The organism is Duganella kummerowiae, from assembly GCF_053572355.1.
In genome coordinates, this window is record NZ_JBKFEH010000002.1 from 22,790 (window position 1) to 34,205 (window position 11,416).

General features: G+C 65.3%; 9 protein-coding genes. 2 read left to right on the forward strand and 7 right to left on the reverse strand.

Annotation, left to right across the window (positions count from 1 at the left end):
* Positions 1-236: 236 nt before the first annotated feature.
* The 5 genes from ACLB1G_RS00925 to ACLB1G_RS00945 form a co-directional block, all read right to left on the reverse strand.
* A complete protein-coding gene (locus ACLB1G_RS00925) occupies positions 237-1,280 on the reverse strand; it encodes a glycoside hydrolase family 43 protein (RefSeq protein ID WP_491625297.1) in 1,044 nt (347 codons plus the stop codon).
* 9 nt (positions 1,281-1,289) lie between these two features.
* Positions 1,290-4,409, reverse strand: coding sequence for a TonB-dependent receptor (locus tag ACLB1G_RS00930; protein WP_491625298.1), 3,120 nt, complete (start codon positions 4,407-4,409; stop codon positions 1,290-1,292).
* Positions 4,410-4,507: 98 nt separating this feature from the next.
* Positions 4,508-4,822, reverse strand: a complete 315-nt coding sequence (locus ACLB1G_RS00935) for a hypothetical protein (protein ID WP_491625299.1) — start codon at positions 4,820-4,822, stop codon at positions 4,508-4,510.
* Between the two features lie 19 nt (positions 4,823-4,841).
* Positions 4,842-6,041: an FAD-dependent monooxygenase gene (locus ACLB1G_RS00940; protein WP_491625300.1), complete on the reverse strand. Its 1,200-nt coding sequence runs from the start codon at positions 6,039-6,041 to the stop codon at positions 4,842-4,844.
* Between the two features lie 2 nt (positions 6,042-6,043).
* Entirely contained in the window at positions 6,044-6,886 is an 843-nt protein-coding gene (locus ACLB1G_RS00945) for a helix-turn-helix domain-containing protein (RefSeq protein ID WP_491625301.1), read from the reverse strand.
* 154 nt (positions 6,887-7,040) lie between these two features.
* On the opposite strand from ACLB1G_RS00945, the gene ACLB1G_RS00950 reads away from it, so the two are divergent.
* A complete protein-coding gene (locus ACLB1G_RS00950; RefSeq protein WP_491625302.1) occupies positions 7,041-7,319 on the forward strand; it encodes a hypothetical protein in 279 nt (92 codons plus the stop codon).
* Here ACLB1G_RS00950 and ACLB1G_RS00955 read toward each other — a convergent pair.
* Positions 7,316-9,085, reverse strand: a complete 1,770-nt coding sequence (locus tag ACLB1G_RS00955; RefSeq protein ID WP_491625303.1) for a sensor domain-containing phosphodiesterase — start codon at positions 9,083-9,085, stop codon at positions 7,316-7,318. The genes ACLB1G_RS00950 and ACLB1G_RS00955 overlap by 4 nt on opposite strands.
* A gap of 2 nt (positions 9,086-9,087) precedes the next feature.
* Complete coding sequence (locus ACLB1G_RS00960; RefSeq protein ID WP_491625304.1) at positions 9,088-10,743, reverse strand: methyl-accepting chemotaxis protein; 1,656 nt, start codon at positions 10,741-10,743, stop codon at positions 9,088-9,090.
* A gap of 182 nt (positions 10,744-10,925) precedes the next feature.
* Here ACLB1G_RS00960 and ACLB1G_RS00965 point away from each other — a divergent pair, with 182 nt between their 5' ends.
* Complete coding sequence (locus tag ACLB1G_RS00965) at positions 10,926-11,408, forward strand: hypothetical protein (protein WP_491625305.1); 483 nt, start codon at positions 10,926-10,928, stop codon at positions 11,406-11,408.
* Positions 11,409-11,416: the final 8 nt, after the last annotated feature.

The following is an 11,416-nucleotide window of genomic DNA, read 5'->3' on the forward strand; positions in this document are numbered from 1 at the left end:
CCCCATGGTGCCCCCCCATGGTGCCCCCCATGGTGTCAGGTCTGCCATTGGTACATGAGCCCGCTCCTTTAAGCAAGCTCATGTACCAATGGCAGACCTGACACCGGTTTTCCCCGGTTTTCCGGTTTTACCGGTTTTATGGCAGACCTGACACCGGTTTTCGGTTTTCCGATGTGTGACAGACCTGACACCGGCTTGTGATTCCGGATTGCGGGTTTCGGCGGACGCGGTTTTATTCAGTCGGCGACGGGTACACCGAAGTCCGGCGTGCCGTCGGCTTTCCAGTGGATCACCTGGGCGCGGGTGTGGCGGTCCGGATTCTTTAGGGGATCGCCCACGATGTCGCGGTAGTTGCGCGCGTGGTAGACCAGGATGTCGGTCTTGCCGTCCGGCGTGGTGGTGAAGGAGTTGTGGCCGGGGCCGTATTGTTTGTTGGCCTCGCTGGTCTTGAATACCGGGACAGGCGACTTGCGCCATGAGGCCGGGTCCAGCAGGTTGGCATCCGCCGGCGCCGTCAGCAGACCCAGGCAATAGTTGGCGTCGGTGGCGCTGGCTGAATAGGTGATGAACACCTTGCCATTCTTGACCAGCACGGCCGGCGCTTCGTTCACATCGTACCTGACCTTCTCCCACGCATATTCGGGCCGCGACAGCATCACGGCCTGGCCCTGGATGGACCAGGGCGTATCCATCTGCGCGATGAAGATCTCGGTTTCGTGCTTGCCGGCCTGCGGCGAGCGCTGGGTCCATACCAGGTAGCGCTTGCCCTCATGGGCAAAGGTGGTGGCGTCCAGCGAGAAGCTTTCCCAGCCCGTCTTGAGCTGGCCCAGTTCCTTCCACTGCCCTTCCAGCGGATTGGCGGCGGCATTTTCCAGCACATACAGGCGGATGTCGAACGGCGCATCCTTGCGGCCGGCCGTGAAATAGAGGTACCACTTGCCGTCGATGCGGTGCAGCTCCGGGGCCCAGATATGGGCGCTCATGATGCCGCTCTCGTGGCGGCGCCACACGGTCACCGCCTCGGCCTTGCCCAGCTCGTCCAGCGAGCGCGCGCGCCGCAGTTCGATGCGGTCGTATTCGGGAACGGTGGCGGTGAAATAATAAAAGCCGTCGCTTTGCAGCACGGCTTGGGGATCGGCCCGCTGGAGTACCAGCGGGTTGTGGAACACGGGTTGGGGCGGCGCCGCCAGCGCCATCCCTGCCGACGCTCCCAGCGCCAGGCCGCACAGTGCGCGGCGCAGCTTGATCTTGAGGGCGGGTGCATGGATGGTCGCTGGCATTGCTGTCCTTTAGTTTTTGATCGACACGCTGAAGAAGTAACGGCGGCCGGCCCATGCCACTTCGTCCACGCGGAATGGATCGCCGCTGTCGGTGGTTTGCGCCTGGTCGGTCAGGTTCTTGCCCTCCAACGAGAACGTGATGTTCTTGTTGTAGCGCCACTGCAGCTTGGCGTCCAGGTAGCCGGTCTTCTGCTGGAAGATCGGGTAGTTGGCGGCGTCCAGGTTGCCGGTGTAGTAGCGGTCGCGGTAGTTGTAGGCTACGCGGGCGTTGATCGGACCCAGGTCATACCAGACCGCCGCATTGTAGCTGTTTTTCGACAGGCCAGGATAGCCCAGCTCGGTGCCGTCCAGCGGATTGACCAGCGCGGTACCCGGCGCATACTTGTAGTTCATGCGGGTGTAGTTCAGGTCCAGACCGAAGCCGCGCGCGAAGCCCGGCAGGAAGGTCAGTGCCTGGCGCCAGGTCAGCTCGACGCCGTTGGTGGTGGCGCCCTGGCCGTTGGCCGGACCGGTCACGTCAAACAGCGTGCCGTTGTGGAACAGGTCCACATTGTTGCGCACGGCCTTGGTGATGATGTAGCTGTTGATTTCCTTGCGGAAGAAACCGGCCGTCAGCTGGGTGTCCGCGCTCGGATAGTATTCCAGGCTCAGGTCCTTGTTGGTGGCGCGGTACGGCTTCAGGTCCGGGTTACCGGCCGTGCAATCGTCGACGCCGTCGCCGCCCACCGCTGCCGCGCCACTGCCGATGATGCAGGAAGCGGCAGGCACCAGCTTGTCGATGGCCGGACGGGCCATGACCTTGCCCCAGCCCAGGCGCACCATCATCTGGTCCGGCACCAGCCACATCATGGCGTTGGCGCTCGGCAGATAGTCGTGGTATTTGTTGTCCACGCTGACGATGCTATTGCTGAGCACCGTGTCGGTATAGTTGGTGACGCTGCCGCCGTTCGAGGTACGAACGCTCAGCTTGGACAGGCCGGTCGAGGTGTCGCGGGTGCCGGTGTAGCGCAGGCCAAAGTTACCCCACAGGTTGCGATCGAACAGTTCGGTGTCGAAGTCGGCGCGCACGTAGGCGGCGGTGATCTCTTCCTTGACCTTGAAGGTCGGGATCTGCGGATAGATCTTGCCGTCGCTGCCCACGGCGTTGTACACGTTGTTGAAGTTGAAGTTGGACGTATCGAAATACGGCACGGCGGCGCTGTAGATCGGGCTCAGCCAGTTGCTCGGCACATTGCTGACACCGCTGTAACCCTTGAAGAAGGTGCCGGGGGTGCGACCGGCCACGGCGGCCACCAGTGCGGTCATCTGGTCGCGCGTCACGTACTTGTCGACGTAGTTGAAGTTCGGGTAAGTCTGCTTCTTGTAGGTGCCGGCCAGGGTCGGATCGTAGCTGATGGTCGAGTTGATGTTGGCCGACACCGCATAGATATCATCAGCGGTGGCGGTCGTGCCATTGTTGCTGACCAGGTAGCCGCCGCCATCGTATTTCTGCGAGGATGCGTTACGTGCCTGCACGCCGGCCCACAGCTTGTTGAAGAAAGGCGTGCTGAGGCGGTACTTGAAGTCCAGCTTGGCCTGGTCTTCCTTGTTCTTGGTCTCGGACGGACGGTACTGCAGCTGCGCCGTGACGTAGGAAGCGGGATTGTCCGACGAATAGCCAGCGGGGAAGGTAAAGTGAGGCAGACCCTGCGAATCCAGGTTGACCACCAGGCCGGGCGCATTCTGCGTCAGGACGATGGAATTGGTTTCGGCGTGGTAGTTCGACTTCGAGGTGTTCAGCAAGCCTTCCACTTCCAGGCGGTCGCGCTTGAAGTTGAAGCCGGTGCTCAGGTAGTCGGACTTGATCTTCAACTGGAAGTCGCGGGCCGAGGTGCTGAATGCGCCCTGGCCGCCGGTGCCGGCGGTTGCCAGGCAGCTGCCGACGGTGTACTGGGTCACCACGTGGTTGCTCACCACCATGCCAGCCGGGGTGGTGGTGGCGGACGGAGCCGCGCAGGTGGAGCCGGAAGTATTGTTCAGGCGGCTCGTGGCGGAGAAATCGGTGCCGTAGTTGCGGTCGTTCAGGCGCTGGTCCTGGTCGTTGCGCTGGTAGCCGACAAAGGCGGTCAGCTCGTTGCTGAACTTGTACTGGGCGGTGAATTCGGCCGAGGAGCGCTTGTGGTCGCGGGTCCAGATGCCGTAGCGCGCGGTGCCCGGATTGTAGTCATACCATTGCTTCTGGCAGTCGGTCTTCTGGGCCGCGCTCAGGGTGCTGGCCGAGCAGCCGGACACGCTGTTGATGGCGGCCACGGTCGGGTCCAGGCTGGTGACGGTCTTCTCGGGCGAGAAGTCCCAGTCACGCAGGAAGCGCCAGCTGGTGTTGCGGCTGTAGTCGTTCTGGGTCAGGACCTTGTCGTACACGATGTTGGCCATGACGCCCAGGCGGCCGTCCATGAATTTGTCGGCCCACAGCAGGCTGCCGCGCGGCTGCACGCCGCCACGGCTGGTCGAATTCTCGGCCGACACGGTGGTGGCAATGGTCTGCTGCTTGAAGTCAAGCGGCTTGCGGGTGCGGATCGATACGGTACCGCCCACGCCGCCTTCGGTCAGGTCGGAAGTGGTTCCCTTGTAGACGTCGATGGAGGAAATCAGTTCGGAGGCCAGTTCGCGCAGCTCGGCGCCGCGGCCGGCGCCGCCGTTGGTGCCCAGCACCGACATGCCATTGATCTCGACGCGGTTCAGGTCGGGCTCGACGCCGCGGATGGACACTTGCGAACCCTCGCCGAAGTCGCGGGTCAGCTGCACGCCGGTGATGCGCGACAGCGCCTCGCCCACGTTCTTGTCGGGGAACTGGTTGACGTCCTCGGCCACGATGGAATCGGACACGGTGGCGTTGCGAATCTTGCGGTCAATCGCGGAAGCGACCGATTTACGGGTGCCGGTCACGGTCACCACGTTGTCAACCGGCGCCTCGTGCTCTTTCTTGACGGCTGCAGGGGCGGCCTGGGCGGCGTCCTTGGCCTGGTTGCTGTTGTCCTGTGCCGGGGCGGACGCGTCTTGCGCCCACACCGCGCCACTGGCAAAAATGGAAGCGACCGCGACAGCGGTGCCCCGTTTGACAAAACGGGCAGTGCTGGAATGCTTATTCACCTTGATTATCCTCCGTTATCGACCATTTGCTGGTCTGTTGTATGTAAGCTACGGAGGAGAATTTTATGTGACCGATGTCCAAAAGTTGCAATGAGCAATCAAAGAATCAAAATGATGATCAACTCTGATGCAGCCGATGCAATCACAGCGACTGAAATATGAGCGGTTCCTGCGCTGTTTGCGCGCATGTGCAGTGCAACATGGAAACGTCGCCATCGCTTGCAAACAACAAGCACGGCCGCTTGTTGCAATGCACAAATCATATTGCTCAGTCTGGCAGCAAATCCCATACCAAACGCTGCCACCGGCATACCAGCCGCCCAACGGCGGGTGTGACAGATCACAACACATTGCGCGCGCTCAGGCTGCGCAGCGCCGGCCGGCACATTGATCAAACCGATCAAATCGCGCAAAACGAGCAATCAGGGCCCATCAATCGGCCGCGGCGTGCGGCGCCAGCCCCCACAGGCGGGCGGCCACGTAGGTGGCGCCGTCGCGGGTACGCAGCAGGTCGCGGAAGATGGCGCGCAGCGCATTGCCCTCCGGACCGGGCCGCATCACGGCGACCTGGGCCCGTGACCAATCAAGCACGGCCGCGCCGACGGGATGGCGCTCGTCGTGATAGCTGTCCAGCACGCTGTCGGGCGCTGCGCCGCGCAGCACGGCGGCCAGCCTGGCGCCAAGGCAGACCGCATCGCCCAATCCCAGGTTCAGCCCCTGCCCGCCCAGCGGGGAATGGATGTGGGCGGCGTCGCCCGCCAGCAGGATGCGGCCGTCGCGGTAGCGAGTCGCCTGGCGGGCGCGGTCGGTCCAGGTGCTGGCCGCGTGCAGAGCCGCCAGTGTGACATCGGTGCCCGACACGCGCCGCAGCACCTGCTGCGCATGCTGCAGCGTGACCGGGCGGGCGGCGTCGTGGAAAGCGCCGCCGTCGAAATCCTGCAAGGCGAAGTAGCCGGGCTGGGACTGGAAGTACATGCCGGTGGCGGTCAGGTTGCGGCCGGGTTGCAGCAGCTGCGGGTCGGCCACGTCGGCCTGTATCGAATAGCCGGTGAATTCCGGTTCGGTGCCGGCGAACTCGAAGCCGCCCAGCTTGCGCACCGCGCTGCGGCCGCCGTCGCAGCCGGCCAGCCAGCGCCCTTGGTAGCAGTGGGCGCCCGCCTGCACGCGCACCGCGTCCGCCCCCTGCTCGACGGCGCTCACGGCTTGGCCGCGCCGGATGTCCACGCCCAGCTCGAGGGCCCGCGTGGTCAGCACGCTGTCGAGCTCCTCCATGCTGGACAGCAAACTGAGCGGCAACGATCCGGGCGGCCGGTTCCAGCGCGCGCTGTCGATATGCTCGTCCAGGAGGGGGATGCCGGCAAAGTGCCCGGCCTGGGGCCGGCGCGCGGAAGGTGGCGTGCCGAACGGGTCCTGCATGCGCTGGTGCAGCCTCAGCTGCGCCAGCAGCCCGTGGCGGTGCAGCGCCGCGATGCTGGGCGCCGATAAGCCGCGGATACCGAACGGCGGCCGTTTCAGCGGCGATTCCGCCTGAGGCGACTGTTCCAGTATCAGCACCCGGGCGGGCGCCAGGGCCAGTTCGCAGGCCAGGAACAGGCCGACCGGTCCGGCGCCGGCGATGATCACATCGTACATGGCTAGTCTTGTTGTGGTGAGGATGCAGCCAGTCTAGTACCGCCCTCCCCATCCGGCTTGTACAAATGCGACAAACGCGCCTGGCGCGCAAATGCCGACGGCGCCGCGCCGCTGTAGCGCTTGAACTCGCGGCACAGGTGGGACTGGTCGGCATACCCCAGCTGCGCCGCCAGGCTGGCCAGGCTGGCGTCTGGATGGCGCCATAGGTGGTTGCGCACTTGCTCGAAGCGCATCAGCCCGGCCACGTCCTTGACCGTGCGGCCGGACGACCTCTTGAACCTGCGCTCCAGGGTGCGCACGGTGGCGTGCGCGGCGGCGGCCACTTCGCGGACCGCGATGGCGCCACGCGCCTCCAGCATGGCGACGCCGGCCTTGAGCAGGGTGCGGTCAGCCTTGAGCAGGGTGCTGTCGGCCGCAGGACCCGCGCCGGGCAAGCCGGCCGCCAGCAGCGCCATGGCCTGCTCCACCGTCCCCTCCCGCAGCGCATGCCCCAGCCCGGCCTGCAGGGCGGCGATGGGATGCCCGACGCCCGCCATGCCAGCGCGGGTCGACGGCATGCCCAGCAGATCGAACACGGCCCAGGGGTAGCAGCGCACCGCCACGATCTGCAGCTGGTCTGGAACATGGAAGCGCACGGGGCGCTCCAACAAGCCCATCAGGAACGGCGACGGCAGCGGCCGCGTGTCGCCTTCCAGCCACAGCGGACCGCTGCCGAAATGAAAGATGATTTCGGCGTAGCCGTCCGGCATCACTTCCATCTCGCCGGCGGCGCTACGGCTGCCGTACCACAGGCATTTGACGGCATGGCGCAGGGCGGGCGGGGCCGCAAATTCACGATGCAGCATGGGTATGGAGCGCAGTTTATCGCCGCCGCTGCAGGAAGCCCGTGACAGTAGCAAGCTGAAAGGTTAAATAATCAATGGATTGAGACACCTTCGCCGTCGGCCTTGGCTAGCATGGTGTTGGCATTCCGCCATCCGCATAACCAAGGAGACCACGATGAAGAAGCACCTGAAAGGCCTGCTCTGCTGCGCCGCCATGCTGGCGCTGTCCCCTCTGTCGCCGCTGACCGGCGTCGCCCGCGCCACCGGCGCCAGCTGCCCGGAAATCACCATTATCGAATGGCGCAGTCCGGGCGACATCGAAGTCGATTTTAACCTGCCGGAAACCGCGGACGGCGAAAGCGTCACCGTGGACGGCATCGTCTGGAGCCCGGTCTACGGCCAGCTGCCTTCCGAGAGCCGTACGTTCAGCTGCAGCGGCGGCACCTGGAACTAAGCCAGGCTGCACGATTGCGCCACATGCGCCATGAAGGCGTCCGGCGCCAGCGGCCTTGCGAAATGGTAGCCCTGGGCCACGTGGCCGCCCCACTCGCGGATCAGCTCCAGCGACTGGGGCGTCTCCACGCCTTCCGCCACCACCTCGTAATCGAGTTCGCGCGCCAGGGCGATCAGGGCGCGCACGATGCGCTGGTCGCGCGCATTGGCGTGGAGGTCGCGCACCAGTGACTGGTCGACCTTGATCACGCTGGCCGGCACCTTCTGCAAATAGGCGAAATTGCTGTAGCCGGTGCCGAAGTCGTCCAGCGCGATACTCATGCCCAGCGCGCGGATATCATGCAGCGCCTGCAGCACAGCCGGACTCTGCATCCACACGCCTTCCGTGCACTCCACTTCCACATAGGCCGGCGGCAGCCCATGGGCGGCGCAGATGCCGCCCAGCCGCGCGGCAATATCGTGTTCCTCGAAATTGTAGGCCGACAGGTTGATGGCCACCTTGATCGGCCGGCCGTCCGCATACCAGCGCGCCGCCTGCCCTATCGCGCTGCGCATCACCCAATCCGTCAGGGGCCCGATCAGGGCGGTCTTCTCCACCAGCGGGATGAACTCGGCCGGCGAAATGTAGCCCAGTTCCGGGTGCTGCCAGCGCAGCAGGGCCTCGGCCGCGCCGCAGGCGCCGCTGGCGATATCGTGCTTGGGCTGGTACAGCAGGTGGAAGTGGTTGTCGCGTATGCTGGAGAGCACGTCGTTGAGCAGGCGGAAGGCGCGCTGGTGGCAGGTGTCGTAGCCGGCGTTGTAGATGGCCCAGCGCTGCTGTCCGAGCTGGGCCTGGGTCAGGGCCGAGGCGGCCTTGCGCGGCGCATCGGCGGCGTCAGCCAGGCGGAAGGCCACGATGCCGCCATAGCTGGGCAGGTTGAGCGGGATCGCCACGTCGGCCAGCGGCGCCTGCAGGCGCACTTCGGCGGCGCGCACGAAGCGCGTGAACTCCTCGGTGTCGGCGTCGGTGGACAGTACGGCAAAGCGGGCGTCGGTCAGGTGGTAGACCTGGGCCCGGCCCTGGAACACTTCGCGCAGGCGCTGGCCGGCGGCGCGCACCATCTGGTCGTACACGGCCACGCCCAACACGCTGGCGATCTGGAAGGCGGTGGCGGCGTCCGGCATGTCGATGCTGAGCAGCGCGCGGCTGTCCTGCGGCGATTGCGCCGCCAACGCGTCCAGTTCCTCGTGCAGGCGGTACTTGTTGGGCATGCCGCTGACCGCGTCCACATGGCCCACGGCGCGGCCCAGCTCCATGTGGGCCACCACCAGCGCCGCCAGGCTGGCCAGCTTGGCGGCCTGGTCAGGCGCCAGCTGGCGCGGCTGCTGGTCGATGATGCACAGCGCGCCGATGGCGTAGCCCTCGCTGGTGATCAGGGGCGCACCGGCGTAGAACAGCACGCCGTCCATCGTTACCGCCGGCTGGTGGGCGAAGCGCGGGTCCAGCCGGGTGTCGGGCACCACCAGCACCTCGCTGTGCTCGATGGTGTGGTTGCAGAACGATTCATCGCGCGAACTGGTGATCGGGCAGACCCCGATGTTGGCTTTCAACCACTGGCGGTCCTTGTCGATCAACGAGATGTAGGAACCGCTGGCGCCGAACAGGTCCAGCGCCAGGCGGGTGACGGCGTCGAAATACTCGCCGCCGGCGGTATCCAGCACGCCCAGGCTGTACAGCGCCTGGATACGGGCCTGTTCCGTCACGCCGCTGCGCAATCCATCGTCCATGGTCAGGCCTCCAGCGGCGCCGGCAGCAGGGCTTGCCCGCTGCGCGCGGCGGGCGCCGTGGCGCGCCGTACCGGCGCGGCGGACGCATCATCGGTCTGGAACACCCCGACGGCGTGGTTCAGGTGCCCGGCTTGTTCCAGCAGGGTCTGCACGGCGCCGGCGGCCTGTTCGACCAGGTTGGCGTTTTCCTGGGTGACCTGGTCCATCAGCGCTATGGCGCGGTTGACTTCCTCGATGCCGGCCTGCTGTTCCTCGCTGGCGGCGGTGATGTCGGCCACCATGCGCGTGACTTCGCTCACGCTTTCCACGATGTCGCGCATGGTGTGTCCGGCGTTCTGTACCAGCTCGGTGCCGGCATGGATTTTCTCGACCGAGGCGCCGATCAGGTCCTTGACCTCGCGCGCGGCGTTGGAGCTGCGCTGGGCCAGGTTGCGCACCTCGGTGGCGACCACGGCAAAGCCGCGCCCCTGCTCACCCGCACGCGCGGCCTCCACGGCCGCGTTCAGCGCCAGGATATTGGTCTGGAACGCGATGCCGTCGATGACCCCGATGATGTCGACGATCTTGCGCGAGGATGCGTCGATCTCGCTCATGGTCTGCACCGCGCCGCCGACGATCTCGCCGCCCTTGGTGGCGATGGCCGAGGCGTCCTGGGCCAGCTGGTTGGCCTGGCGCGCGCTATGGGCATTCTGCTGCACGGTGGCGGTCAGCTGTTCCATGGCGGAGGCGGTTTCCTCCAGCGAGCTGGCCTGTTCCTCGGTGCGGCCGGACAGGTACTGGTTACGCTCCGATATCTGGGCGCCAATACCGGTCACGGCCTCCGCCGCTTCATGCACCTCGGTCACGGTGGCGCGCAGGTTGGCGCTCATCTTCATCAGCACCGCCATGATGCTGTCCTGGTCGCCTGGCCGCAGCGCAACCTGGTGATACAGTTCGCCCCGGTCGACCGCGGCCGCCAGCGCCTTCACCTCGGCCGGCTCCGCACCCAGGGCGGCGCGCAGCTGTGCCGTGATGCGCCAAGCCACCAGCACGCCCGCCACCACGGCCACGGCCAGCAGCACCAGCATCAGCGCCTGGAACTTGCGTGCGATCTGGCGCGCCTGTTCGGATTCGGTTTCCGTCATGCGCTCCTGCTGGTCGATGAAGCGGTTGATGGCGGCCAGCCAGTCGGTGAAGGCCGGCTTGGCTTCGGCCAGCATCAGGGCGCGCGCTCCCTCGGTGTCGCCACCCTTGCGGGCCGCGATCACCTTCTTGATCAGCGGCTGGGTGCGGGCCTCGGCAGCCTTGATCTGCTCCAGGAAGCCGCGTTCCTCGGCGCTGGCGGTGGACTTGGGCGCGCTGAAGATGGCGTCCAGCGGCAATGCCGACTTCTGGTAATCGGCGTCCAGCTGGTCGATCAGGGCCAGCACAGAATGCAGTTCGGCGTCCGGCACCAGGGTGGTGTCGCGCAGCGCGATGGCGCGGTCATGCACGCTGCCACGGAAGTTGATGGCATAGCGCTGCTTGACGTTGTTGACCTCGCTGACGTGATTGAGGGCGGACTCGATGCTGTTGACCTTGACGATGCTGAGCACGGTCAGCACCAGCATCAGGACCAGCACCACGCCGTAGCCGAGGCCAAGGCGGGCGGCGACGCTGAGTTCAGTTTTGGAGTTCATGAAACATCCTGGCAAGAATGAAAACATCCAGGATGATAGTTGAGAAAAACATTTTCTGCTGGCAATGATCGTTTTTTGGCCGCATTTCCAACAACTGCTCTGCCTTTTGGTGGATGGGCAATGTTTGCAGCGTGGTATCGGACCGCTATAATCCTGTCACTTCAACCCGACGAGGACGCCCCATGCGACACTTTTTGGCCGGACTGGCACTGATGGCAAGCGCCGGCGCGGCGCTGGCGGATACCTTCGAGACCATCGAGGCGGCGCCGCTGCGCGAAGTGTGGCTGAACGCCGGCTTCTATTCCTGGCACTTCCAGCGCGACAAGGGCCTGAATGACAGCAACCCCGGCATCGGCGCGGAATACCGCTTTTCCACCGTGGCCTCGGTGACGGCGGGCCGCTTCTACAACAGCGACCGCGCCTATTCCAATTACGTCGGGCTGTACTACCAGCCGTGGCGCATCGGCCCGGTGCGCCTGGGCGCGGTGGTGGGCGGCTTTGACGGCTATCCCAAGATGCGCAATGGCGGCTGGTTCCCGGCCGCCATCCCTACCCTCAGCTATGAATACCAGCGTGTCGGCCTCAACCTGGCCATCGTGCCCAGCTACAAGGACCGGCTGTACGGCGCCCTGGCCTTCCAATTGAAACTGAAAGTATTCGACTAGGGCGCCAC

What these genes read in the sequence shown, in the direction of transcription:
- ACLB1G_RS00945 (WP_491625301.1), bottom strand. Translation starts at nt 6,886, where the DNA reads ATGCTGCATCGTGAATTTGCGGCCCCGCCCGCCCTGCGCCATGCCGTC.
- ACLB1G_RS00955 (WP_491625303.1), bottom strand. Translation starts at nt 9,085, where the DNA reads ATGGACGATGGATTGCGCAGCGGCGTGACGGAACAGGCCCGTATCCAG.
- ACLB1G_RS00940 (WP_491625300.1), bottom strand. Translation starts at nt 6,041, where the DNA reads ATGTACGATGTGATCATCGCCGGCGCCGGACCGGTCGGCCTGTTCCTG.
- ACLB1G_RS00965 (WP_491625305.1), top strand. Translation starts at nt 10,926, where the DNA reads ATGCGACACTTTTTGGCCGGACTGGCACTGATGGCAAGCGCCGGCGCG.
- ACLB1G_RS00960 (WP_491625304.1), bottom strand. Translation starts at nt 10,743, where the DNA reads ATGAACTCCAAAACTGAACTCAGCGTCGCCGCCCGCCTTGGCCTCGGC.
- ACLB1G_RS00925 (WP_491625297.1), bottom strand. Translation starts at nt 1,280, where the DNA reads ATGCCAGCGACCATCCATGCACCCGCCCTCAAGATCAAGCTGCGCCGC.
- ACLB1G_RS00950 (WP_491625302.1), top strand. Translation starts at nt 7,041, where the DNA reads ATGAAGAAGCACCTGAAAGGCCTGCTCTGCTGCGCCGCCATGCTGGCG.